At 57.5% G+C, this 26086-nt stretch carries 22 protein-coding genes; 19 read left to right on the top strand and 3 right to left on the bottom strand.

What is annotated here, in order from left to right:
• Nucleotides 1-287: 287 nt before the first annotated feature.
• From IVA98_RS19585 to IVA98_RS19575, 3 genes are all read right to left on the bottom strand, one after another.
• Entirely contained in the window at nucleotides 288-1592 is a 1305-nt protein-coding gene (locus IVA98_RS19585) for an O-antigen ligase family protein (RefSeq protein WP_247304156.1), read from the bottom strand.
• 72 nt (nucleotides 1593-1664) lie between these two features.
• Complete coding sequence (locus tag IVA98_RS19580; protein ID WP_247355354.1) at nucleotides 1665-2858, bottom strand: CaiB/BaiF CoA transferase family protein; 1194 nt, start codon at nucleotides 2856-2858, stop codon at nucleotides 1665-1667.
• Nucleotides 2859-2988: 130 nt separating this feature from the next.
• The gene (locus IVA98_RS19575) at nucleotides 2989-3201 is read right to left on the bottom strand and encodes a hypothetical protein (protein ID WP_524536392.1); all 213 of its coding nucleotides are present in this window, start codon (nucleotides 3199-3201) and stop codon (nucleotides 2989-2991) included.
• A gap of 292 nt (nucleotides 3202-3493) precedes the next feature.
• Here IVA98_RS19575 and IVA98_RS19570 point away from each other — a divergent pair, with 292 nt between their 5' ends.
• The 19 genes from IVA98_RS19570 to IVA98_RS19480 all read left to right on the top strand — a co-directional run.
• The gene (locus tag IVA98_RS19570) at nucleotides 3494-5851 is read left to right on the top strand and encodes an FG-GAP-like repeat-containing protein (RefSeq protein WP_247355353.1); all 2358 of its coding nucleotides are present in this window, start codon (nucleotides 3494-3496) and stop codon (nucleotides 5849-5851) included.
• A 293-nt stretch (nucleotides 5852-6144) separates the two neighbouring features.
• Nucleotides 6145-7716: an MATE family efflux transporter gene (locus IVA98_RS19565; RefSeq protein ID WP_247355352.1), complete on the top strand. Its 1572-nt coding sequence runs from the start codon at nucleotides 6145-6147 to the stop codon at nucleotides 7714-7716.
• An 869-nt stretch (nucleotides 7717-8585) separates the two neighbouring features.
• Nucleotides 8586-8876: a hypothetical protein gene (locus tag IVA98_RS19560; protein ID WP_247304161.1), complete on the top strand. Its 291-nt coding sequence runs from the start codon at nucleotides 8586-8588 to the stop codon at nucleotides 8874-8876.
• Nucleotides 8877-9093: 217 nt separating this feature from the next.
• Complete coding sequence (locus tag IVA98_RS19555) at nucleotides 9094-9501, top strand: sugar 3,4-ketoisomerase (protein ID WP_256467132.1); 408 nt, start codon at nucleotides 9094-9096, stop codon at nucleotides 9499-9501.
• Nucleotides 9498-10163, top strand: coding sequence for an acetyltransferase (locus tag IVA98_RS19550; RefSeq protein WP_247355351.1), 666 nt, complete (start codon nucleotides 9498-9500; stop codon nucleotides 10161-10163). Before IVA98_RS19555 ends, IVA98_RS19550 begins: the two co-directional genes overlap by 4 nt.
• A gap of 71 nt (nucleotides 10164-10234) precedes the next feature.
• Nucleotides 10235-11101 carry a glycoside hydrolase family protein gene (locus IVA98_RS19545; protein ID WP_247355350.1) on the top strand — a complete coding sequence of 289 codons (867 nt, stop codon included), beginning with the start codon at nucleotides 10235-10237 and terminating at the stop codon, nucleotides 11099-11101.
• Nucleotides 11102-11119: 18 nt separating this feature from the next.
• Nucleotides 11120-12055 carry a GNAT family N-acetyltransferase gene (locus IVA98_RS19540; protein WP_247304169.1) on the top strand — a complete coding sequence of 312 codons (936 nt, stop codon included), beginning with the start codon at nucleotides 11120-11122 and terminating at the stop codon, nucleotides 12053-12055.
• A complete protein-coding gene (locus IVA98_RS19535) occupies nucleotides 12052-13161 on the top strand; it encodes a DegT/DnrJ/EryC1/StrS family aminotransferase (protein WP_247355349.1) in 1110 nt (369 codons plus the stop codon). Before IVA98_RS19540 ends, IVA98_RS19535 begins: the two co-directional genes overlap by 4 nt.
• A gap of 107 nt (nucleotides 13162-13268) precedes the next feature.
• Nucleotides 13269-14225 carry a glycosyltransferase family 2 protein gene (locus IVA98_RS19530; protein WP_247355361.1) on the top strand — a complete coding sequence of 319 codons (957 nt, stop codon included), beginning with the start codon at nucleotides 13269-13271 and terminating at the stop codon, nucleotides 14223-14225.
• Entirely contained in the window at nucleotides 14222-15352 is a 1131-nt protein-coding gene (locus IVA98_RS19525; RefSeq protein WP_247304173.1) for a hypothetical protein, read from the top strand. Before IVA98_RS19530 ends, IVA98_RS19525 begins: the two co-directional genes overlap by 4 nt.
• Nucleotides 15353-16198, top strand: a complete 846-nt coding sequence (locus tag IVA98_RS19520) for a GumC domain-containing protein (protein WP_247304175.1) — start codon at nucleotides 15353-15355, stop codon at nucleotides 16196-16198. It abuts the gene before it with no gap.
• Nucleotides 16199-16323: 125 nt separating this feature from the next.
• Nucleotides 16324-17289, top strand: coding sequence for a glycosyltransferase family 2 protein (locus IVA98_RS19515; protein WP_247355348.1), 966 nt, complete (start codon nucleotides 16324-16326; stop codon nucleotides 17287-17289).
• 48 nt (nucleotides 17290-17337) lie between these two features.
• Nucleotides 17338-17892, top strand: coding sequence for a dTDP-4-dehydrorhamnose 3,5-epimerase (gene rfbC / locus IVA98_RS19510; RefSeq protein ID WP_247304179.1), 555 nt, complete (start codon nucleotides 17338-17340; stop codon nucleotides 17890-17892).
• 15 nt (nucleotides 17893-17907) lie between these two features.
• A complete protein-coding gene (gene rfbB, locus IVA98_RS19505; protein WP_247304181.1) occupies nucleotides 17908-18966 on the top strand; it encodes a dTDP-glucose 4,6-dehydratase in 1059 nt (352 codons plus the stop codon).
• Nucleotides 18963-19844, top strand: a complete 882-nt coding sequence (rfbD, locus tag IVA98_RS19500) for a dTDP-4-dehydrorhamnose reductase (protein ID WP_247304182.1) — start codon at nucleotides 18963-18965, stop codon at nucleotides 19842-19844. The genes rfbB and rfbD overlap by 4 nt, the downstream gene beginning before the upstream one ends.
• Before the next feature lie 9 nt (nucleotides 19845-19853).
• Complete coding sequence (gene rfbA, locus IVA98_RS19495) at nucleotides 19854-20720, top strand: glucose-1-phosphate thymidylyltransferase RfbA (RefSeq protein ID WP_247304184.1); 867 nt, start codon at nucleotides 19854-19856, stop codon at nucleotides 20718-20720.
• A gap of 1835 nt (nucleotides 20721-22555) precedes the next feature.
• Entirely contained in the window at nucleotides 22556-24022 is a 1467-nt protein-coding gene (locus IVA98_RS19490; protein ID WP_247304185.1) for a hypothetical protein, read from the top strand.
• The gene (locus IVA98_RS19485) at nucleotides 24015-24983 is read left to right on the top strand and encodes a glycosyltransferase family 2 protein (protein ID WP_247304186.1); all 969 of its coding nucleotides are present in this window, start codon (nucleotides 24015-24017) and stop codon (nucleotides 24981-24983) included. The genes IVA98_RS19490 and IVA98_RS19485 overlap by 8 nt, the downstream gene beginning before the upstream one ends.
• A gap of 813 nt (nucleotides 24984-25796) precedes the next feature.
• Nucleotides 25797-26086 (top strand): hypothetical protein (locus IVA98_RS19480; RefSeq protein WP_247355347.1); only part of this gene is annotated, 290 nt, incomplete at its 3' end.

Below are 26086 nucleotides of genomic sequence, written 5' to 3'. Positions count from 1 at the left end.
CATGATTGGCTGCGGAGGAGCCTGAAGGTGTTCCGGTCGAGCGGGCTGGTTGGCTAGATCACGACGGTGGCGATCGTGCTGCTCTTCTGGCCTGCCATTGAGAGCCTACTCGTCAGTTGGCGCCGTAGCCCAAGTCCGCCTCACAAACTAGGGGCTGCATGGCACCATCTTAGATGGCTGCTCATCTCAGGCCGTTCAACCGAGTCTATTGGCCTTTTGCAAGCCCGTCCATTCTCTGACGGAAGCCTAGCAGCACCATCGATGCCACGCTCCACCGCCTAACGGCGTTAACGCCAAGTGCCGTCATCATGTCGAGCAATCCTATCGACTCGCTGCAAAATCATTCCTGCTGCGAGGCTAACGCCGATCACGTAAATCCAGCCTGGTACAAAATCGAATAAATGCGAATTGAACAAGGAGCTAACAATGTTCTGTACGATGACTATGAACCCAAGCCACGGATAGAATCCTGACCCGCCAAAAAGGTTAAGCTGACCAATCCACATTGCATACAAGATCATGCAGCCGATCGAGCCCCACTGCACGGCGACGTTAAGAGTTTGATTGTGTGGATTGCTGATCGTCTGCGCTGCAAGTCCGGTTTGGCCTTGTGCGGCGCGATCGAACAGCGTCTGAACTGATCCTGTGCCATGCCCAAGGACTGGAGCTTCTCGAAAAAAAATGAGAGACTTGCGCCAATACTCTAGCCGCATTCCTGCCGAAGTTATCTCATTGCTATCGCCGTATTTCGAATATTCAAGCAGGATGCTGTTCGTCCGATCCCGTAGAGTGGAAGAGGCAAGCCAAGCAGACCCGGCCAGAAAAACGAAACAGGCAATCGCGCCGTAAAAAATCGAGCGCGGTAGATAGAACGCTCCAAAAAGGAAGAGCATTACGGGGACATATATTAGGGCTGTCCGGGCGAGTACAACGAAGGATAGATTCACAAGAAATGCTATCGATAATGCGACTAAAAGCAGCGCCAGATTGATTTTGCGAGATCGAATCAACTCAAGGATCGGCCACGCCAATACTACGGCGCATAAAGCAAACGATTGGCTTTGATCAATATAATTCTTCACAGGAACGCCGGGCTGCAAACTTGCAATCGAAGTGAGGTTTGGCACGGCGGCTGTGATCCAAGACAACATCAATAGAACGGTGCACGAGGCAAGGAATGCGGAAAGTATCCAGATTGCGCGCGATGATCTCTGAAAATGGTATATCAAAATCGGCATCATAAGAAACTTGACCGAGGGATTTACACCGCGCAGTCGAGCCGCCCAGGAGACGTCAGTTGCCCACAGAGTGCCTGCCAATGCGAGTGCAAACAGCGCTACGGCAAAGCTGCTTCTGGAGCGGCCAACTGTATCGACGAGCCCTTTCATACGTATTCGCGGACACACACTAAGTGCCCAAAGTGCACTGAAGATTGAGGTGATGGTTGTGGACCACGGCAGCGATGCTGCGGTGATACAGGCGAGAAAATCGCTCGTTGCCATCGAACTCGACAGAGCCAGGCAGAGCCGCCAACTTGGCACGAAGCCGGCCTGTTTTGCGTCTACGGTGACCGTACTAAGCTTGTTTTCCATTGTGCCTCAAGCAGCGCGCATGTAAGTCCGGTTTCCGATGCCCGCAACATTGTAACTGAAAGGGAGAGCGCCTTAGAGGACGCGGGATTCTCTTAAATTGGCGATCTCGTCGTCGCTGAAGCCAAATTCTTTGAGAATTTCATTCGTCTGCTCGCCGAATTCCGGCGGCCGCGCCACCATCTTGCTCGGCGTGCGCGACAGCGTCACGGGCTGGCCGACCAGGCGGATGTGGCGGTCCTCGTCGTTCGGCACGTCCTGCGCGATGCCAAGATGCTTGACCTGCGCGTCCTCGAACATCTGGTCGATGGCATAGATCGGCCCGCAGGGCACGCCGGCCTCGTTGAGCTCACGGACCCAGGTCTCGGTCGACTTTGTCACGGTCCGCTTCTCGATCTCGTCGTTGAGCGCGTCGCGGTTCTTGGAGCGGGCAGGCGCCGTCGCGTAGTCCGGGTGGGCAAAGAGCTCCGGCGCGCCGATCGCCTGGGCGCAGCGCTCCCAGATCCGCCCGCCCGTGGTGGCGATGTTGATGTATCCGTCCGAGGTCTTGAACACGCCGGTCGGGATGCTGGTCGGGTGGTTGTTGCCGGCCTGCTTGGCGACCTCTTTCTCCATCAGCCAGCGCGCGGCCTGGAAGTCGAGCATGAAGATCTGGGCCTGAAGCAGCGAGGTCTGCACCCATTGGCCCTTGCCCGAGACCTCGCGCTCGAGCAGCGCGATGAGGATGCCCATGGCGCAGAACAGGCCCGCCGTGAGGTCGGCGACGGGAATGCCGACCCGCATCGGTCCTCCGCCCGGCGCACCGGTGATTGACATCAGCCCGCCCATGCCCTGCGCGATCTGATCGAAGCCTGGTCGCTTGTGATAGGGGCCGTCCTGGCCGAAGCCTGAGATGCTGCCATAGACGATGCGCGGATTGACCGTGGCAAGGCTCTCATAGTCGATGCCGAGCTTCTTCTTCACGTCCGGGCGGAAATTCTCGACCACCACGTCGGCCTTGGCGGCGAGGCGCTTGAACACGGCGAGCCCGCGCTCGTCCTTCAGGTTGAGTGTCATCGCTCGCTTGTTGCGGTGCAGATTTTGAAAGTCGGAACCCCGCCGGGGACCGCCCGGCTGCTCGCCGCCGGCATCCTCGGTCAGCGCGTCGATCTTGATGACATTGGCGCCCCAATCCGCGAGCTGCCGCACGCAGGTCGGTCCGGAGCGGACCCGGGTCAGATCGAGCACGGTGAAGCGCGACAGGGCTTCCGAGGCATGCGGAAAGGGCATCGTGAAAGGCTCCGAGACAGATTGCGGGCCTACCATAGTGCCGAAAGGCCATGCGGCAAGCCTGGGCCGGCGCGGATGCCGCCTGTCGAAATGCAATGGCTGGCGCGGTTTGCTGCGCTGCGTGAAGGGATCAGCGCGACAGGCGCTTCAGTTCCGCGCGCGCCTGCTCGGCCAGCGGGTTGTCGCCGTGGCGCGCAATGAAGAGTTCGAACGCCTCCCGCGTTCCCTTCCGGCGGGCAGCTTCGTATTCCTCGGCCACCGCAACGGCAGGATCGCGAGCCATTGGCATGGTGGGCGAGCGGCCCGCCTTGCCGCTGTTATCCGCATTGGCTTTCTCCACCATGACGGGCAGTCCTCCGAACCGCGTGTGATCGAATCCGGCGTGCGCCGCAAGGGCGCCAAACAGGCCGGCTGCGAGTGAACGTCTCTTCATGAAACCCTGCGAATGACGAGAGTCGCGGGAACCGAAGCTTTTGCTCGTGCCCCGTATGACTACTGGATCTCATAGCGAAACAGCGCATTATGGCATAGGTCCGAGCGGTCTCACCCCATTTAAACCAAACGCTTAACCCTCTAGCTAGAATAATCTGTTAACCCCTCGAATTGGATGGGGCCTGCTGCTTCGGAGATTCGCTTTGGCAACCGCAGTTACGGTCACGAAGACCAACAACGCCGATGTCGATGGTCTGCTGTCGGGCTATAAATGGTCGGGCGCGATCACCTATAGTTTCCCGGACTCGTCCAGCGACTACGCGAATCCGTACACTGGCGGCAGCAGCGAGCCGACCACGTCGGGCTTCGCTTCGGCGCCGACCCAGATGCAGACGGCGATCAACTACGCCATCGGGTTGATCAACAGCTATACCAACGCCAACATCCAGTACGCAGGCACGAACGGCGCCGACATCATGATCGCGCAGTCGCCGTCGGCCAGCCCAACCTCCTACGCCTACTATCCCGGCAATTATGCCTCCGGCGGCGACATCTGGTTCGGTACTCAATATAATTACTCGCTCGCCAAGCTCGGCAATTATTACTTTGCGACCGCGCTGCACGAACTCGGCCATGCCGTCGGCCTCAAGCACAGCCAGGAGGCCGGGGGGCCGGCCAACGTCGCAGTGCCGACCGCGCACGACGACAGCGAATATACCGTCATGAGCTATCGCAGCTATGTCGGGGCGTCCACGACGACCGGGTACACCAATGAGGCCTACGGATATCCGCAGACCTACATGGCCAACGACATCCTCGCGCTGCAGACGATGTACGGCCCGAACTTCACGACCCAGAGCAGCAACACGGTGTACACCTGGAATCCGACCACGGGGCAGGAGTTTATCAACGGCGTCGGGCAGCCCGCGCCGGGCGGCGGCGCCGGCGGTTCGGCCAACCGAATCTACGAGACGGTCTGGGACGGCGGCGGCGTCGACACCTACGACCTGTCGAACTACACGACGAACCTGAGCATCAACCTCAACCCCGGCGCGTCGTCGGTATTCTCCTCCGTTCAACTGGCCTATCTCGGCGATGGCCATTATGCATCGGGCAACGTCTACAACGCCTATCTCTATAACGGCGACGCGCGTTCCTACATCGACAACGCCATCGGCGGCTCCGGCAACGACACGCTGGTGGGCAACGCCATCGCCAACGCGCTGAACGGCGCGGGCGGCAACGACACGATCACCGGCGGGGGGGGCAACGATGCCATCAATGGCGGCTCGGGCACCGACACTGCAGTGTATTCGGGCAGCCGGCCCAGCTACGCGGTTTCGTACAACGCGACGACACAGACCTTCACCGTGGCCGACCAGCGCAGCGGCTCACCTGATGGCACCGATACCGTCTCCGGTATCGAATATTTCCAGTTTGCCGATGTCATGGTAGCGAGCCCGACGCTGACCGGTACACCCGCCGTCAGCCGCGTCGCAACCCATGCGCCAGACTTCAATGGCGATAGCAATACCGACCTGTTGATCCTCAATGATGCCAGCTTGGGGGTTGCAGTTTGGGAGTTGAATGGGACGACGGTGCTTGCGAATCCGCAAGTTGGGACGATGGCTTTAGGCTTTCACTTTAGCAAAGAGGCCGATTTCAACGGAGACGGCAAAAGTGACCTGCTGATGCTCAACGACACGACGCACGCCGCGCAGGTCTGGTTGATGAATGGCACACAGGTAACGAGCCAGACGACCGTCGGCTCGATCAATGCCGCAGGAGGATGGCATTTCGCCGACACGGGCGATTTCAATGGAGACAGCAAATCTGATCTGCTGCTCGTTAATAGTGCAAGCAACGGCGTCGCGGTCTGGGAGATGAATGGCTCGCAAGTAACTGCGAATCCGCAGGTCGGCACGATGGCCTCTGGTTTTCACTACGCTACAACAGGCGATTTCAATGGCGACGCCAAAGCCGACCTGTTGATGATCAATGACACGACGCACGATGCTCAGATCTGGCTAATGGATGGTACGCAAGTTTCCAGCCAGACGACCATCGGCACCATCAATGCCTCAGGAGGATGGCACTATGTAGGCGTCGGCGATTTCAACGGCGACGGCAAGAGCGATCTGCTCTTACTCAATGATACCTCGCACGGTGTCGCAGTCTGGCTCATGGATGGCGCGCAGGTGACCGCGAACCCGCAGATCGGTACGATCAACACGTCCGGTGGATGGCGCTTTGGCGATCTTGGCGACTTCAATGCCGATGGCAAGTCCGACTTATTGTTGCTGAACGACATCAGCCACGGTGTTGCGGTATGGGAGCTCAACGGCACGCAGGTCATTGCTAACCCGCAGGTCGGCACCGCCGGCTCCAACGATACCTATGCCGGGGTCCAGGACGTCAACGGCGACCACAAATCCGACATTCTGTTCTCCAACAGCTCCACGCAAGTCCTCACAGCCTGGGAGATGAATGGCACTCAAATTGCGCTCAACGGACAAATTGGTATTGTGAACGCCGCCGGGGGGTGGCATCTCGTGAGTTAAGCTTTGTCCTCCACGAAAGGCTCTGGTGCTTATCTGCCGCTGCGGAGCGGCCGAGTGCTGGTGGCGTTTTGGCCGCTGCGTGACCGGCGGTTCGTTCCGTGATCTTGGTGAAGGGCCGGCCCAAGTTGAAATAGGCCGCCTTATTGGCTAAAAGCTGGCGATCCGATGACTGAGAGGCTTGCTGGATAACAAGCCCGCAGTTGAGCCTGCCACAAGATTCCCATGATGTCGCGCCTCGCTCAATACAGCTTCCGCGGGCTGCCTGCTTGGTGTTGTGCCCAGGGGAGCAGCGCTTGAACGACATCTCCTTGCAACGGTCGGACGCGGGCGCTTCCACTGCGCGCGGGGGGCGTCTTCAGCGGCTTGTTTACGGCTGGTCGGCAAACCTCGCTCAGACGCTACTGGGGCTGTCTCAGCAGCTTCTCCTCATCCCGGCATTTCTGCATTTCTGGAGCGGCGAGATGCTCGCGGCGTGGTTCGCGCTCTATGCCGCCGGAAGCCTCATGGTCGTCGCGGATTCAGGATTGCAGTTGCGCGCCGTCAATCGCTTTCTGGCCTTCAAATCTTGCACCGATTGCGATGGACGCACGGCAAAACTTTATCGTCAAATGCTACGCATCTATATCGGGACCGTCATGGTCCTCGGCATATTGCTTGTCGCGGGGGCGCAGCTCTGGCCGCCGTCGAGCATGCTCGGATTCCATCCGATGCCCACGTTCGATGCCGCGTTCTTGGCGATGACGCTAGGCACGCTTCTGACAGTACCGGCCAATCTGGTGTCCGGCCTCTATCGTGTGCGAGGTCAATATGGTCGCACCGTCTGGCTGCAAAATGTCGCGCTTTTGCTGAGCCAGGTCGCGCAATTGCTAGCCGTCGCCGCCTTCGGCAGCTTGCTCGCGGTAGCGATTGCCTTCGTTTCGATGCAGGTTCTGTTTGCGTTGTTTCTCATCCTGCTCGATGCGCCGCGCCTGTTCCCGTTTCTGCGCCGTGGCCACTTTCAAACAAGCCCCTCAGTCTCGTGGCGCTGGAGTGTCGGACAGTTCCGATTAGCCTTCCCCTTTGCGGCAGCCAGCATCACAGAACTGGCGCTGGTCAATGTGCCGGTGTTGCTGGTGAGCGCGCTGGTCAGTGATCGCATTGCGGTTGCCCAGTGGGGGCTGACCCGCGTGATAGCGAGCTTGGTCCGCGGACTCTGTCAGCAGGCGAGCATGCCCCTGGCCGCCGAGCTCGGGCACGACTATGCCGTCGGTGACAAGGAGCGCCTCCGACGGCTCTATGCCAATGGATCGGCTCTTGTGACCGTGCTTGCCAGTGTGATCGTTGCGGGCCTGCTTGCGTTCTGGGGCGATTTCTTTGTGCTTTGGACCCACGGCAGCATTCCCTATGACGCGCCGCTTACTGTCACACTCTTGCTCGGCTCCGCCGCCGTCGCACCCTCCTTGCTGGCGCTCGTTTTTGCCTATCACAGCAACCGTGGCGATCTCCTGGTACGCACCAAGGGACTGCAGCTCATCGTCTTCCTGGTTCTCTCACTGGTCCTGATTCCGACGCTAGGGCCGCTGGGCGCGGCCCTTGCCGTCGTCGCGAGTGATGTCGGCGTGCAATTCGGCTTGCTGGCCCTAGTGATCATGAGTCAAACGCTGCAGCACTGGTTGCGCCACGCTGTTTTCCTACTTGCCCTGTCACTAACTATCCTGCTGGTGGGATGGTGTCTGGGCGCGTTCATTGCGTCGCTTGTGCCGGCAGTCGGACTCGTACATTTCCTTATCGAGTGCACCATCTGGAGCATCATCCTCGGACTGGCGGCAAGTCCACTTCTCGCCAGGAGAGTTCGCGCGCATCTAATGGGTATCATTCCCATCTAGACCTGAGAGCGTGATAAACCGGCGTCGCGCTCAAGGCCGGGCGAGCGCTAGCCATGCTTCAGCCGCTTCACACGGTCGGCTACTGCCGCTTCCCTGATCAAAATAGTTTCGGACCATGCTGCCGGCTGCGAACTACTCCAACCGCCGCTATGAGAGTTCGGCGTGACGCAGTGTTTGGTACATTTCGACACCTCACACACTTTGCTAACAGCGGTGAAGCCGTGATGAGATGCAGAGCGTGCGCAGGCCGCTCCCGAACAGCTTCACGTTATGGCGCCGTGCCACCGCCTCGAGCTGCGCCAGCCGCTCTTGCCGGTCTGCAGAAGCGGCGACGACGAAGGAGACATCGCTCCCGCGGGAAGGTGCCGGCTGGAGAGCGTCGAGAAACTGGGGCTCGAAAGCCAGGTGAACGATCTTGGCCGAAGCGCAGTGGCTGCGAAAGAAGTCAGCGACGCCGACATTGCGAGATCGAGAGGTCATACACCGACAAGTCCTGCCGCGCGACCGGTGAGATGCCGACGTTGCCGACCAATAGCGGGCGCCCACCTTGATCCGGTGCACGAGGCGCGTTCCAACGTGAAGCAGGTGTTGATTTAGCATGAGGTCTGGGTCTGAAGATCTTCAATCTGTATCAGATGGTCTCCGATTGCGCGTCGAGGACCCGAGTTTGCATGCTAAAGGGTTCCATCATGGACGTGAAAAGAGCCACAATGCAGGGCGGAGACGCATCGCGCGATGCTGCCTAGAGGAAGCGGCGACGTAATGACAGCGCCGTGCTCGCGCTCGTAGGCCGCATGGATCCATGCATTGTTGATGCGGATGTCGACCGGGACCTGCCCGACCTTGGCGAGCTGCGGGAGTAAAACTCGGTGACGTCTAACAGGCTGACATTCCGGGCAGATATCGAGCGGCGTAGCCGGGCCACCGTGGTGCCGGCACAGCCAGGAGAGAAAGCGCGGATAGTTGAGAATGAGCACGTGTATCAATGCAAGTCAGCAGCTCAGTTGGCGGCCAGGAAACGCTCCGAGGAGATCGTGAAAGATGCTGCTTCCGAAGCAGAATTAGAAGGTTTCTCTTTGGTGGGCAAGGCGGGCTGGAGCGCGCCGCTGGCTTCATTCAGCCCCGATCGTCTGATTCACCCCCTGATTGTATTACGGTAACTCAATTCAGTGAACCGCAGGAGACGCGCTCGACCATTCTGGTGTGTGCTGGCCAACCATCCGTAGGCAGCAACATTGTTCCTTGTCTGATTGAGGCGACGGGAGCTACGGATCATGTGGATCCGATTTGCGATGACCTGTCACTCGGGCGCGCGTTGACCACAAGACAAAACTCTGTAAAGGTTAAGTCACTTGGTTTTCGAGAGAATTTGGGGCTATGAGGGTCACCTTTATCGATTTCGATCGGCACGGAGACGAGCGTGGAATGTTGGTTGCACTCGAAGATCAGCGCAACATTCCATTCACGATTCGCCGCGTGTACTACCTGTTTGACACCAAGTCCCACGTTCGTCGCGGTTATCATGCGCACCGCCAATTGAAGCAGCTCATGATCGCGGTCGCGGGAAGCGTCAAAGTACATCTGGACGACGGGCTCGACACGACCGAGATTACGCTCGACACTCCTTATCGCGGGCTGCTGCTGGAGAGCATGGTCTGGCGTGAGATGTCCGAATTTAGCCCTGATTGCGTACTGATGGTGCTCGCGGATCGGCTCTACGATCCGAGCGATTACATTCGCGACTATCAGGAATTCTGCACGCTCGTCAAACAGGAGAGAAAATGATGAAGCGCCTAGTCATCATCGGAGCAGGTGAGTTCGCAGAGATCGCATTCCAGTACTTCTCTCATGACTCCGACTACGAAGTTGTGGCCTTTTCGGTTGATGCGGAGTTCATCAAGAGTTCGGAGCTGGAGGGACTCCCGGTAGTTCCTTATGGCGAACTGGCGGACCGCTATCCGCCGGGCGAGTACGACGTCTTCGTTGCAATTCCTTCCACACAGCTGAATCGCTTGCGCACGCGTTTCTACCACGATGCCAAGCAGAAGGGATACCGGTTCGGAACGTACGTCAGCTCGCGCGCTTTCGTATGGCGTAATGCCAAGATTGGCGAAAATACCTTCATTTTCGAGGACAATGTGATTCAGCCCTTCGTCACGGTCGGGAACAATTGCGTGCTGTGGAGTGGCAATCACGTGGGTCATCGCTCTGTGATAAATGACAATGTGTTCGTCACTTCCCACGTTGTCATTTCCGGATATTGCAATATCGGCGAGAGCTCGTTTCTCGGCGTCAATGCCACCATCAACGACCATATCACGATCGGGCCCCGTTGTGTTATCGGGTCCGGTTCGCTGATCGCCAAGGATACCGAGCCGGACAAGATCTATGCGACAATGCCGGCCCGCGCTGTCCCGGGCAAATCTAGTCAGGATACCGAGACTTGAGCGGCCCAATGTTCAGGTGGGAAAAAGAGGGACTGACCTTTCGCATATCTGACCACGGCGTCGGGAGTTGGATGGCGAACTCGGCTCTGACACCCACGCCGATGCGCCTGGACGACGAAACCATTCGCGTCTATGCGGGATTCAGGGACGGGGCGGGCGTTAGCCGGATTGGCTATGTCGACGTGCTTGCCGATGCTCCCGCCAAGATCGTACGAGTGTCGCATCGTCCCGTCCTGGACATTGGTCGGGACGGCTGTTTCGATGACAACGGAGTTATTCTCGGCGATGTTGTCCCGACGGCCGACGGCATATATATGTTTTACGTCGGCTTTCAGCTGGTGGCGAAAGCAAAATTCCTCGCCTTTACGGGATTGGCAAAGTCATCCAACGGCGGCGAAAGCTTCACCAGATTGTCCGAGGCGCCAATCCTCGACCGCGGGCCAGGCCAGACCACGATTGGCGCGGTGCACTCCGTGATGTTCGAGCGGGGACTATGGAAGATCTGGTTCGCCTGCGGTGACGGCTGGCAGTACATCGGTGGCAAACCGTATCCCCAGTATCACATTCGCTATGTCGAGACGCCGGATCTGCTCGCCGTGCCGCGGCTCGGGCACGACTGCCTCAAGCCACAAGGCGACGAGTACCGGATCGGACGGCCCCGCGTCTATCGGGTAGGGGGTCAGTTCGTCATGTACTTCACGTATGGAACTACCTCTGGGGACTACCTGCCTGGGATCGCTTATTCGCTTGACGGACGCAATTGGGTCCGTAAAGACCAGGATGTGGGCATCTCGTTGAGCGCCTCGGGATGGGACTCCCGCACCTTGTGCTACCCCGCCCTGATCCAGCACCGCGATAACGTCCTGATGTTCTACAATGGCAATGACATGGGCGTTGAAGGTTTTGGTGTTGCGCGTTCCAGCGGCACGCTTGGCTAGTCCCGATGGATAAGGCGAATGATCCACGTTCGATCATACTCGGCTTCGGACGAGGAGACTTGGAATGCGATCGTTCTGCAGTCCAGAACGGGCAATTTCCTGCACCTTCGCTCCTACATGGATTACCATTCTGATCGCTTTGTCGATCAGTCGCTGATCGTTCTGCAGGATGAGAGGCCCTGCGCGGTATTCCCGGCGAGCTTGCACGGCAACACCATCAGTAGTCACGGCGGGCTTACCTATGGCGGACTGCTCTCGACAACCGACATGCGGGCGCAGTCGTCGCTTGAGGCCATAGAAAAGATCGCCTTCCACTACGCCTCCGCCGGACGAGAAAAGCTAATCTATAAGGCCGTGCCCCACGTGTTCCACCGCTACCCTTCAGAGGAGGACTTGTACGCTCTGTTCAGGATGGGGGCGCGACTGCAGCGTCGGGATATCTCCTCGGTCGTCGAAATCGGCAAGGCGCCAAAGTACTCCAAGGGACGGAAGTGGACGATCAACAAAGCTAGGAAGGCGAACGTTGTGGTGAGCGCGTCGCACAGCTTCGACGCATTCCATCGGCTTCTCCTGGAGCAGGCCAGCGACCGCGACCGTCAGGTGGTCCATTCGCTCGCCGAGCTGCAATTGCTGAAATCCCGATTTCCAGACCAGATTGTCCTCTATGAGGCGCGGGCAGACGGCCTGCTGCAAGCGGGGGTCATTATTTACGATTTTGGCAGCACGGTGCACACGCAGTACATGGGGTCGAGCGAGCTAGGCCGAACAACCGGCGCGCTCGATCTTGTTATATCCGAGCTCGTCAATGACGTCTATGCCGACAGGCGCTACTTCAGTTTCGGGATTTCGACCGAGCAGGCGGGCCGCTATCTTAACGAGGGCCTCGCGTCACAGAAGGAGGGCTTCGGGGGGCGCGGTATTGTTCACGACTTTTATGAGATGGATCTAGAATGATGGTGCCGTTTCTGAACCTGCAAGAGGCCAACACCCCATACATCGACGAGCTCAAGGCTGCAGCGTCCCGAGTGATCGAGTCGGGATGGTACATCCTGGGCGAGGAGCTTCAGTCCTTCGAGCACGAATTCGCGGAGTATTGTGGGTCGCGCTTCTGCGTCGGCGTGGGAAACGGCCTGGATGCGCTGATTCTCACCCTGCGCGCCTACATGCAAATTGGCAGGATCGCCGAAGGCGACGAAATCATCGTCCCTGCCAACACATTCATTGCGACCATTCTGGCAATCACCCAGAACCGGTTGCGGCCTGTTCTCGTCGAGCCCGATCCGCTCACCTTCAACATCGATCCTGAACGCGTATCGCGCGCGATTGGTCCGAGGACGCGCGCAATCGTGGCTGTCCATCTCTATGGACAATTGGCGGCCATGCCGGAGCTGAGCGCTATCGCGCAGGCACGCGGCCTCCTGTTGATTGAGGATGCGGCACAGGCCCATGGCGCAACGCGCGATGGTAAGAGGGCAGGCGCCTTTGGCGACGCAGCCGCGTTCAGCTTCTTCCCGACAAAGAACCTCGGTGCGCTCGGTGATGGCGGTGCGATCGTCACGAGCGATGAGATGCTGGCGGAGCGGCTTCGCGCTGTGAGAAACTATGGCTCCAAAGTCAAATATTACCACGACTGCGAAGGGGTCAACTCGCGACTGGACGAGATTCAGGCGGCGATATTGCGGGTTAAGCTGAAATATCTCGAGAACGAGATCACGTCGCGCCGCGAGATTGCGGCCGCTTATCTGGAGGGCATCAAGAATGCGAGAATTCGGCTGCCCGTTGTGGCCTGTGATCCCGGCACTCACGTCTGGCATGTCTTCGTCGTCCAATGCGAGCACCGTGAGGAGCTGCAAAGTTATCTAGCATCCCGCAACATCCAGACGCTCATTCATTATCCTGTCGCTCCGCACCTGCAGAAGGCGTATCTGGGTCTGCATGGTCTGTCGCTTCCGATTTCCGAAAGACTTCATCGTGAAGTTCTGAGTTTGCCACTTGGGCCGACGCTACGGCCCGAGCAGGTCAAACAGGTGATCGCCGCATGTTGCGAATTCAAGCGTTAGAATTTTGACATGCGTCCTGTGATAGTTGACGAGCGTCGCGTTCGTTGGCTGTCACCTCCTTCGTGCCTTAGCCGATTGCCAAGCTACGGGAAAGGTCTGCAATCGTGATGAATATCGGTCCGGACCACGCCGTGGTGAACAGGGCGGCGGAGGTTCCGTTGGTGTCATTTCTCATTCCCGCCTACAACCATGAGCGGTTTATCGAGAGATGCCTCGATAGCGTTCTGTTCGATGAATATGTCAATAAGCAGCTTGTGGTCATCAATGACGGCTCGCGCGATCGTACGGCGCAGATCATCTCGAACTGGGTTTCCAGGAATAGATCGTCATTGGATATCCGTTACGTCGACCGGGAGAACAGGGGGATTGCTGCGACGCTCAACGAACTAACCGCGCTGGCCAGCGGCGACTATCTGCGGCTCGGTGCGAGCGACGACTATTTTCTGGCCGACGGTACTGCCGCGCAGGTCGCCTACCTCGAAGCCAATCCAGCCAAGCTTGCGGTCGTCGGCGACTCGATCGTGGTCGATGACCAGGATCGGATCATTCATGACAGCGCAATGGTCGGTCTGTTTAACGTCGACAAGGCCCGCTACCTGACTGACGAGGGAATTCGGCGCGAAATCATCTGCAGATGGGCGATTGGCGGTCCGGTGCCGCTGCTGCGGAAGAAGGGACTCGACGCCGCCGAGGGCTGGAACGAGAACCTGCTGATCGATGACTGGGACTTCTTCCTTCGTCTTGCTGCGATGGATGTGATCGGCTTTATTGACGTGAAGGTGGGTGCCTATCGGGTTCACGGCACCAACACCAGCAAAACCAGGGACACTGCGAGGCGGATCGCTAACCTGCGTAACATGGCCGAGGCGGTCAGCCGGAATGTCCATTTGTTCAATGGCCGATACGGGACGATGCTGAAGGCACAGGGAAGGCTGATCGCGGCAAAGATCGCTTATCTTGAATGTCGATATGGCGCATCAGCCTGGAATGTTCTGATGTTCGGCGGCCTAAGGGCCGTTGCCTCACTCGCTTCGACGTCCGCCCGACTGGGGATCCTTCAGTGAGCGAGGCGCTACGCTATCCATCGTTCTATCTGGCGCTCCCGATCGTGCTGGCGTTGTCGGTGATGCTCGTCAGCTTTGAATTTTCGCTAGGCACGCTTGGGGGCGTGCTGTTCTTCGCGACTGCCGCTGTCGCCATCGTAACGCTGGATGTCATCCTCGCTATTCGTCTGCCGCCACTGCAGTCATTTCAGGATATGGACTTCTCGGGAACGCGTCAGGGGGCGATTGCCGCGGCACTTTGCTGCCTAGTGGCCGCCTTCTGCGTCATTGATTTGACCTTCTTCCCTATCCCGCTCATCGTCGATCCCTCGTCCTATGCGACGTTCGAGGGGGGGCGCAATCACGTTCGGCATATCTCGAATTTGAGCTGGATATTGCCACCTATCGCATTGCTCTGTTTCAAGAGCAAAGCCGTGCGCATTGCGCTGATCGCAATAGGCCTTATCTTTCCGATACTTGTAATCGACCGGAATCGTCTCTTCGCAGCCTTGTTTTCGCTGACACTTACGCTGGCGCTGCAAAAGAGGAACTCACCACTGTTTTCCTGGAAGGTGATTTTGCCTCTACTGTTCGGAGGGTTAGTCGCTTTTTCGCTGCTTGGAGCGGTTCGCTCGGGAACTTTGAACGGTCTCACCTTGCCGTTGAGCAGCTTCTTCCGGAGCTCCCCAGAAGGGGTGAAGTGGCTGCTGCTATATGTGAGCGCTGGCGTTTACAACTTCTCCTCCATTCTGGCGAAGGGCTATCACAATGCCAGTTTTCTAATCAGTCAGTTCGTCCCCTTCGCCGGTTCGGTGGCGACGCTTGGGACGGACATACCACTGGATGCACCGACGATTAATGTCGGCACGGAATTCCTTCCATTCCTGATGGCGGCCGGATGGGGACTCGCGCTTCTTAGCGTTTTGGCGCTTTACGGTATGCTGCTTTGGAGCATGCTGCTGTTATGCGGAGAAGTTTCGCTCTGGCGCTTCTTGATTTTTCTCCGGTTCGCGTATGTGTCCATCATGTCTCCCTTTGCACCACAGGCGTTCACTTGGACGAACTTCGGTTTCGTGGTGGTCTGTTTGATGATTCCAATCGCTGGACATTTTCTTCCTGCGATGCATGAACGGCTGAAGGAGAGCTGATTGATCATGGCCCATGAGAGCGCATCGGTATCAGCGAAAGAAGCCGCGCGACCTGACTCGATCGAGGCGCGAGAATTCTTGCGTCTCCTGATCCGGCAATGGAGATGGGCCCTGGCGACCTTTGTGATCGTAGCCTTGATCGCAATTGTGCCTCTAAGCAGGGTTAAGCCGCAGTGGGAGGCACAAGCCACGGTTCGGATCGGTACCGTCTATGATGCGCTGGCCGGTGCAGCTCGGTCAATTGAGCCGCTTCAAGACCTCCTGGAGCGATTGCGTGTAAAGTCGCAGGTGGCGCGCAGCTCTTCGGATGCCGCCGCAAGGTTCGATCCAGTGCCGTCAACGGGGCTGATTCGCATCGCGGTGCGGGGAACTAATGCGGACGAGGCAGGACATCTCGCAACTGCGATTTTCAACCAGCTGAGGTCCATGCACGAAGAGCTCGCACGGGCGGCCCGCTCGGAAACCGAATTTCTCGCAGAAGAATATGCAAAGGAGCTTGTCACCCTGCGCGAAGTGCAATCGAACTTGCAGAAAGCGTTTACGTCTGCGAGTAATCCGGGCGTGGATGACAGGTCGATGACTCTGGCAACCATTGCATTGAGCATGGAAAGGAACGCCAAAGAGATAAGGGAAATCGATCGCCAGAGATTTCTCCTAATCAGGCGCGACAAATATCAGTCCTCACCGACCGAGATGATAGGTGGGATTTCATCGGTCAGGATTGGCGGAGCGGGCCGGGGTCTTATTGCTATCTTCGGTATCGTCATGGGTTTGGCTGCCGGGCTGATGGTGGCCCTGCTACGCGACTATGTCAGCAGGATGCGACCCCAACGACTGTCAGCCTAACGGCAAGACCTTCCCAGGCATCGGCCCGGCCTAAATTCACTCCGCCGGAAGCATAAAAGGCTGTGGAAAGCGTCGCCGCGATTTGGTACGCAGGCGCCTCTGATTTCAGTGCCCAGGGCTAACCCTTGAGTGAACCCCAGGGGTCAGCACGCGAGCGGATTCAATTGTCCAGGCATCTCAAAGTCACGATCCTGCTTGCAGCCCGCAACGGGGCCGAGTTCATTCTCCAGCAACTCGAGTCTTATCGTGCCCAGACTTATTCGAACTGGGAGCTTATCGTATCTGACGATGGCTCGACCGATGGCACGCTCGGGTTGATTGAGGAATTCGCAAAATCCGTATCGCAGCGTGTGGTTATCCTCCACGGTCCGCGACAGGGATTCTGGCAGAATTTCGTATCGCTGGTCCGCTGCCCTGATGTTTCAGGCGACCTGTTCGGCTACAGCGACCAGGACGACGTCTGGTTCGCTGACAAGCTGGCGGATGCTGTAGCGTGGTTTGAGCGGATACCGGAGAACAAGCCCGCTCTCTTTTGCACGCGGACCCAGCTTGTGACCCGGCAGGGAGCACCAATCGGCTTCTCGCGGCAGTTCGGGCGCACGCCGGGGTTCGCCAATGCGCTGGTTCAGAGCATCGGCGGTGGAAACACCATGATTTTCAACCGGGCCGCCCGACTGGCTCTTCAGAAAACCCCGACCGAAGCACAGATGGTTGCGCACGATTGGTGGACCTATCAGATCATTGCCGGAGTTGGAGGCATCATACACTACCATCCTGGGCCTAGTCTTGCCTACCGGCAGCACGGAGAAAACGTGTTCGGAAAGAATGTCGGTCTTCAGGCGCGCCTCACGCGGGCGCTTGGGCTAGCCTCCGGGCAAATGACTGCATGGAACGATATCAACCTCAAATTACTCAGTCGGGTCCGCTCGGAATTGCTTCCCGAGAACGTCGCAATCCTCGATCTGTTTGCCCACGCGCGAACGGCTTGGCTGCCTGCTCGGTTGTGGCTACTTTGGCGCTCAGGGGTCTATCGGCAGACCGCCGTTGAAAATTTTGCGCTCTATCTTGCCGCGATCTTTGGCCGGATTTGACGGCCTCCGCAGGCGGGCTGCCGGCACTGAACAAACGGGACGACACCCATGAAAATCGAACGCTTAGCCATTCCTGATGTGTTGCTGGTGACGCCGTTCCGGCATGTCGATGATCGTGGCTCGTTCTCGGAGACGTTTCGGGAAGATCTCCTCGCCGCCTATGGCGTCAATACGGCCTTCGTGCAGGATAATCACGTCGTCTCCAAGAGCAGAGGTGTCGTACGCGGCCTGCACTACCAGGTCGCGCCGCGCGCGCAGGGGAAACTCGTGAGGTGCTCGAGAGGGGCCATTCTCGATGTTGCAGTGGACGTTCGCGAGGGGTCGCCGACCTATGCGAAGCATGTTGCCGTCGAACTATCTGAGGTTAATTGGCAGCAGATTTGGGTTCCGCCCGGCTTCGCGCACGGCTACGTCACGCTGGACGACAATTGCGAGGTCATTTATAAGACAACGGACTATTATTCGCCGGCCCATGAGCGGGGGATCGCGTGGGATGATCCCACGCTCCAAATCGATTGGCGCATCTCCCACGCCGAGGCCATCTTGTCGAACAAAGATCGCAGTCTTAGACGTCTTGGCCAGACGACACCGCTCTCCGAATAAAGTTGTAGGACGATCATGCGAGTTCTTGTGACTGGGGGGGCCGGGTTCATCGGATCTGAGGTCTGTCGTCACTTCATCTCCAATCTCGGGCTCGATGTTGTCGTGCTCGACAACCTGAACTATGCGGGCAACTTGGCATCGCTCGCTCCCGTGTCGAGCAGCTCACACTTCGCCTTCGAAAAAGGCGATATCTGCGATCATGAAATCGTCGATGCGATTTTCACGAGGTACGAACCCGGGGCGGTCGTTCACCTTGCGGCCGAGACTCACGTCGACCGCTCGATCGTGCAGTCGAAGGTGTTCGTGCAAACGAACGTGCTTGGTACGTTCACGCTCCTGGACGTGTCGCGTCGCTATATCGAGCGCAGCCCGGCGAGCATTGCCCAGTCGTTTCGCTTCGTGCACGTCTCGACTGACGAGGTCTACGGATCTTTGGGGGCGGAGGGCGCTTTCAGCGAGACAACGGCCTACGACCCGAGCTCTCCATATTCGGCCAGCAAGGCTGGATCGGATCACTTGGCGAAGGCATGGTATCGGACCTACGGCCTGCCTGTGATCGTCTCGAACTGCTCCAACAATTACGGGCCTTACCAGTTTCCCGAAAAGCTCATCCCCTTGATGATCCTGAACGCGCTCGAAGGCAAGACGCTCCCGGTCTACGGAAATGGTTTGAATATCCGCGATTGGCTTTACGTGGAAGACCACGCGCGCGCTCTCGCCACTATTTTGGTCAAGGGCTGTCCGGGCCAAACCTACAATGTGGGCGGACGCAATGAAAAGACCAACCTGGACGTAGTGCGGCAGATCTGCACGTTGCTGGACCGGCTGCGCCCAACCGGCGCGTCGCATCATGAGTTGATCTCGTTCGTGAAGGATCGACCGGGGCACGATGTCCGCTACGCGATCGACGCAACGAAGCTGGAAGGCGAGCTGGGCTGGCGTGCTAACGAAACGTTCGAGACAGGCATCGAAAAGACGGTGCGCTGGTATATGGACCGAGCCGATTGGTGGCGCCCGTTGCGGGAGCGCGTCTATAGCGGCAAGCGGCTGGGACTTATCGGGCAAGGCTCATGAGGCTTTTGGTCGTCGGTCGCGAAGGCCAGATTGCCCGATCGTTACGTGAAGCGGCTGCCAGCGAGAGTGATCTCATTCTCCAATCCGTCGGACGTCCTAATGCGGATCTGTTGCGGCGCGGAGCGGTAACTGCGGTGGTCTCGGAATTTCGCCCCGACATCGTTGTCAACGCGGCTGCTTACACAGCCGTCGATAGAGCTGAAGACGAATCGCAGCTTGCGTTCACGATTAACAGCGATGGTGCTGGGGAGGTTGCGGCTGCTGCTGCAGGCGCTCGGCTTCCCATCATTCATTTTTCGACTGACTATGTTTTCGACGGAACGAAACCCGGCTTCTACGAGGAACAGGATGCTCCCAATCCGCAAAGCGTCTACGGACGTTCGAAATTGGAAGGAGAGCGAGCCGTGGCGTCAGCGAACGTCCAGCATATCGTTCTGCGGACCTCCTGGGTATATGCACCGTTTGGTACTAACTTTGTCCGGACGATCTGGCGCAAACTCGTTGCGGGGGAACGTCTTCGGGTGGTCAATGATCAGATCGGCTGTCCGAGTTATGCTCCAGACTTGGCTCAGGCCACAATAACGTTGGCGCGTCGGCTGGTCCGGACAGGCTGGCGTTCGAACTACTCCGGAATAACGCATATTGCTGGTCCCGATGCTTTGACCTGGTACGAATTTGCTCGCTTGATTGGGCAGAGAGTTGGGGGCTCAAATTTGAGTGAGATCGCTCCGGTTTCCAGTTCCGAATATTCGGTGCGCGCAGTTCGTCCGGCGAACTCACGCCTCTCGACCAGGCGCCTGCAGTCAGTTTTTGGCATAACGCTACCAGCACTGCAGACGTCGCTGGATGAATGCCTCGATCGTATCTCACAGGAGTAGGAGGCCACCTTGAGAGGAATTATTCTTGCTGGCGGCAGTGGCACGCGGCTATATCCAATGACTCTGGTAACCTCGAAGCAGTTGTTGCCCGTGTACGACAAGCCGATGATCTATTATCCGCTCACGACTCTGATGCTCGCGGGCATCCGCGATATTCTGATCATCTCGACGCCGCACGATCTCCCTCAATTCCAAGCCCTGCTTGGCGATGGCAACCGGTGGGGCCTGTCACTTTCATATGCGCAGCAGCCGACGCCGGGTGGTCTTGCGCAGGCGTTCGTCATCGGTGCTGAATTTGTTCAGGGTAGCCGCTCGGCGCTCATTCTGGGCGACAACATATTCTTCGGTCAGGGGCTTCACCGGTTGCTGGCTAACGCTACGGGCCGGACAAACGGCGCGACGATCTTCGCCTATCAGGTGGCGGATCCGAACCGCTACGGCGTGGTAGAATTCGGTGAAGGCGGCAAGGCTCGCTCCATTGAGGAAAAGCCGCTGAAGCCCAAATCGAATTTCGCTGTCACAGGTCTCTATTTCTATGACGAACAGGTCGCAAGTTTGGCTTCGACTATCAAGCCTTCGAACAGGGGAGAACTCGAGATCACTGATTTAAACAAACTCTATCTTGATCGTGAGCAGTTGCACGTTGAGCGACTGGGACGTGGCTTCGCCTGGCTTGACGCGGGGACACCCGAGAGCTTGCTCGATGCTGCGGAGTTTGTCGCGACGGTCGAGAAGAGGCAGGGCTTCCGCATCGCCTGCCCCGAGGAGGTGGCGTTCAACCAGGGTTATATCGATCGGGCTCAACTCGAGCGACTGGCATTTCAAATGGGCAAGGGTGACTACGCGTCGTACCTGCGTAATCTTCTGCATACCTGAGCGCGCAGCGATCCTTGCGAAAGCGAAGACAGTCACGAATCGGCTGGTCCGACGGTCGTTACTGGTTCCGCACTTGAGGGTCATCTCACCGATCTGCCGTCGTCTCAGCCACTCAACGGAAAAACCGGATCACCAGCCTTGAGTCAGCAGCGCCCGGTTGACGCAGAAATGAACCGGGAGACGCTTAGTTGGCGATGGCGAAAATGGCCCTGCATGGCTCATGTCGAGGTCGGTCAAACTGAGGCTATGATTCCTCTCCGTCAAGAACGAGCATTCTTGTAGCCCAGCCCCTAGGTGTTTTGCATCACCACTGGAAGCGACCCAGCGCAAGGATAGGTAATCACCGGCTTCAAGAGAATGGTATTTGGCGGAAGTAGATGCGAGGTTGGGTCGAAAAAAGTGAACTGTAGACGTCCAGGGCGCTCGACAGGATGGTGAACATGGGATGTTGACTCGAATACTCTTCCGACAATCAGCCGGTCCCACTGCGAGCAGATTTGCTAAAATGAGAACGACGGCAACTAGGGGCAGCAGGAGAGGTTGGCCTGACCCGAAAATTGGACCAGGACCACAGCCGCAGCAGAAGTGCAGGCGGCCAGGAGGCACATTGCTCAACGTGATTGGACAGACGCGTACGCATCAGTAGCAGTGCGAGCCTAAGCTGGCCCCCCCGAGATGGGACGGGAAGATGAGCGGTAGTATGCGCTCAGAGATATGTCGATCGCGTGGACTAGCGGCTAGGCGAACCGACTTCGTGCCGTAAGCAGAGAAGCGCACGAGCTGGTGATCTAGGTAAATCTGAAAGGATAATGATCTAAAGGAATGGAGTCATGATGGTAAACAAGCCGAAGCTGAACTTTGTCGACGCAACATAGCAATGGCGATCTAGGACATCGCGGCGATGACTGCCACAGCTTCGCTTCTTGATGAATGGGGATGTAATCTAGGAGCGTCGAACCTGTACGAGTGACAGCCAACAGAGTGTCGCTAGCACCCGAGGAGGCATATGACTAGGCTCGCTCTGTGAGAAGGGATTTTTGCAGATTCACGCAGTGCAGCGTGCGGCTTCTGCGAGCGGCAAAAAGTTCTCGAACGAGCGTATCGAGACTGTAACCTCGAACAGAGCTCGCGCATGCTTGCAGCGGCGGCTGCCTCGAGATCTGATGGCTTGTCGCGTATCAACACGCTCCCGTTTGCGTAGATGGGAGAATACGTCAGGAGATCAGCGATTATGCCTAGCGCGGCTTCGCCCCGTGGCGTGGGCTGGCGATATCGCTCGACGATGCTCGAGATGCTAGCGCAATATTGCAACGCATCGACGTGAGTCCGGCTCTTTCCAATTCGTCGGCCATCCATTTATGGAGCGCGTCGACATCGCTCTCCTGAAGAAGCCCCTTGCGACGCCGGATGGTTGGTTGCCCACAAGCCAAAATAGCCAGCGTAGGTACCGCCTGAGCGGGCTCGCGAGCGACATCGATGCATTTCCGGTCTTGGATGTCCAAAGTCCGCTGTCTTAGTTGAGAACGCCGATGAGATACAAGAAAGCAGCCAGCCGATTGATGTTTCGCGCCCCAGTTTCTAAACATGATTTCGACTTCATTCCGGTTGAACGGAGGCAGATTGAGAAGTAAAGACGAAGCCTCGCCACTTCGTTTACCCTGCAATGCAGGTAAAGGCTAGCCGCCGCATTTGAGAGGCCTCCTCCTGCATGCTCACGCTTGTCACGCCGCCTCCCATCTCTCAGGATCAGAGAGGCATCGCATTGTGAGGGCGCGGCAAAGAGCAGGATTTATGGTCGATCGATGAGAGCTAGTGATAAAGGTTACAGGAGGCGCTTGGACGTTCACGACCTCATGGCGCTATTTGTCCTGCTGGGGTGTGGCCTTCTTTTCGTCTATTGGTTCTACCACGGGGAGCGGATCCAGCATAATGAAGGTCTTGGCTGGGACGGGGCGGCCTACGCTGACTGGGCTCAGCGCGATACGCTCGAGGTTTTGCGCAAAAACGACCTTTCCGAATACTATGTGGGTCGCATACTGCCGTCGCTGGTCGTGCACTTTCTGAGCAAGTGGTTGCACTACGACATCGGCTCTCCGACGGGAGTCATTCGCGCGTTCTTTGTCCTCAACTGCGCGCTTCTATGCGGCGGCATTGCGTTGATGTTGTCTATTGCGCGCCATTATGGCTGGCGACGCAACATCGCCTATTTGGCAGTCTCCGGATTCCTGTTCAACTATGCAGTTCTAACCAATCTTTCCTACAATCCGACATTGACCGACATCTCGGGATACGTCCTGGGTCTAGCCATCATCTGGGCTTATCTGCGCGGCTATCTGCAGATTCTCTGGTTGCTCAGCTTAGTGTCCGGCTTCGTCTGGCCCACGATGATCTATGGTTCGTTTCTCTTGATCGCTTTTGGTCATACTAAATTGGAGGCTGGGCCTATCCCGCGCCATGCACACGTGCTCGCGCTAGCCAACAGTCTCTTCTTGCTTGTTCTGTCGGGATGGCTCTACTTCGTGAAGGGGCTCCGCCAAACGCCCGGCACGACTGAGCTCAAGCTGATGCTTCTGCCACTATGTGCGCTCCTCTATGGTGGATATCTTTATCTGGCCGAGCTTCCGCTGATCAATGTGCCGGCGGGACTGCGCGCGCTGCGGCGTGTCGACTGGCGTGCGATTGTTGCCGCGCTGGTGCTCGTAGTCGCAGTTAAATGGCTGACTAGCTATTTTTCGGACCACTCGCCGGGGCCGCTCACGATCGTCCGGTACATCGGGCTGCTCACTCAGGCGTCGCTTGCCAATCCGCTCGTGAACGCAGTCGCCCACGCAATGCACTACGGTCCGTTCTACCTGTTGGCCGTGTTTTTGTGGCGTCGCGTCGCCGCTGTAGCATGGAGCGAAGGACTTGGACTCACGCTATTCACGATGTTGTTTGCAGCGCTTTCGATCGGCTCGGAATCCCGCCAATTCCTGAATGCGTGGCCGGTGCTGATCGTGCTGGTCTGCCAGGTTCTCCACCAGCTCGATGAGCAGTATCGGATCGATTGGTGGTTCACCTATTCCATTGCAGGTATGGGACTCATTCTGTCGCGCTGCTGGCTTCGCATCAACGTCGGTCTCTGGACTGGCGACTTCCAGAATTTTCCCGACCAAATGCTCTATATGTATACGGGCCCCTGGATGTCGAACCAGATGTATCAAGTATTTCTGGCGGTGACGCTGCTTTGCAGTATTGGAATTGCTGCTTTGCTGCGCAAGCTACCAGTTCAATCATCTCCTGGGCTAAGTCGTGATGGCTAAGATTGTATCCGTTGTCGTGCCGGTCTACTTCAATGAGCAAGCCTTGCCGGATCTCTTCGGCAAGCTCGGCTACGTTGAAAGTAAGCTTGAGGAGCAGGGCGTCCAGCTTGAACTCATCTTCGTAGATGATGGTTCTGGCGACAATTCGCTGGCGCTGTTGCGACAATTCAAGCTTGCCCGGCCGGCCACCAAGGTGATCAAGCTCGCACGCAATTTTGGCGCGATCAGCGCCGTCAAAGTGGGCATCGATCACCTTTCTGGCGACGCCTTTCTCTTCTTGGCTGCTGATCTGCAGGATCCGCCCGACCTGATCCCGGAGATGGTTGCCCATTGGCTCAAGGGCAAGAAGTACGTCATTTGCGAACGCACCGACCGCGACGACCCGCTGGGCACGAAGATGTTCTCGGCCGTATACTACAAGCTGCTTCGTAAATTCGTGGCGCCGTCCTACCCGCAGCAGGGGTTCGATCTGGCTTTGATGGACAAGGTCTTCGTGCCTTACTTGCGCCAGAGCGGGAAGCACGTCAATTTTCCGCTATTCCCGTTCTGGCTGGGTTTTGCTCCCGAGAAGATCCAGTATAAGCGTCTCGCGCGGAAGCACGGGAAATCGCGCTGGACGTTCGGCAAGAAATGGAAATTGCTGATCGACTCGATTTTTTCGTTCTCGTTCGCGCCTGTGCGAATCATTTCCTCTATCGGTTTGCTGGTGTCCGTTGCGAGTTTTAGTTACGGCGCACTGGTCGTGGTTAGTGCATTAATTGGCAAGATCGAGCTGCCTGGATTCGCCACGCTTGCAGCGCTCATTTCATTCCTTCTGGGTCTGATTATCGTGATGCTGGGTGTAATCAGCGAGTATACTTGGCGCATCTTCGATGAAGTGAACAAGCACCCATACGCGGTCATTGACGAGATTGTCGAGGCGCCATGTGATAACGAGTCAGCGCCAGGGCAGGTCCGATAACTAAATTCAAGACGTTGAACGGCATGTCATCTAACCGGCCGTTATTGGAAAGCTATCGAAGTCTGTCCAATTTGGCGGCGATCTGAGGATCATCGTCATACGTCAGGACGGCAGTTATAAACCATGCAAAAATTAGCGCGATCGCAGCGAAGACCAATCGTAATTTCTGGCTGCTTTGGGAACACATAACGTTTCCATGGCCGAAGAACTTGGTGCTGCAATAGCGGCCTTTGTGCCTATGTAAGCTATCGTCGAGGGAGAGCGATTGCAAGCCGAACGATGCGCTTAGACCGTCGATCGGGTCACAAGCGGGATCGGATTGAGCTTAGGTCTGCCTCCTTCCTGCTCGTTGTCTGCCCCTAAAGAAATCTCGAGATTGTTCGCATGGGCGGCATCGGCCAGTCATCGCGGCATGAATGACGAGAGGTTCTGAGTTCTCAAGAGGGAGCGTTGGTTTCGATCGCAGCAAGGGGCAATGGCAGCCCTAAATCACCGCTCGCGTCAGCAGCGCAAAGTTTCCCTCAGGGTCTGGGCCATAGACAAAGGGAGTCGCCTGATCGATCCCGGTAATCCTCACGAGGGTGCCGCCCGCCAGTGTCCTGAGACCTGCCTAGGCGGTAGTCTTGTACATTTCATGAAGTCTAAATGGCGTGAGGACGTCGTTCTCGCTGAACAGAGTGCGGCCGTCGTTACTGCTGCCGTGCACCAGAACATTGCTGACGCTGCGCTGTGCGCCAAGTTTAATATGCCTCGATGTTGACGGTTACGGTTGAGCGGCGTGCTAATCATATTGTAATGTACACTCGCTGTGAAATGAACCACGGCGTCGACACCGGTGAAGCAGTTGTTTCAGCATTGATCAACTGGAAGATGACCTCGAACCTCAACGAGTCGCCCATATCCTTGACGCGGAAGTACAAGGTGCCAGCTAATGAACCCGTTAGCCCCGGTTATCAGCGTTGCGGGTTTGCGTTTGCTCAAGTTATCTCCGCCTATCGCGGATTACACGGCTATTGCAAGATCGGCGCCAAAACCATACCAAAGCGGCCGAATTCGGCGCCTCGCGTCGGGTTGCCTCCAATCTTCGCAAACCTGTTCATGCG

Origin of the sequence: Bradyrhizobium sp. 160 (genome assembly GCF_023073735.1) — a bacterium.
Lineage (GTDB): Bacteria > Pseudomonadota > Alphaproteobacteria > Rhizobiales > Xanthobacteraceae > Bradyrhizobium.
Note: the sequence above shows the minus strand (reverse complement) of the source record. Positions and strands in the feature narration are given on the sequence as shown.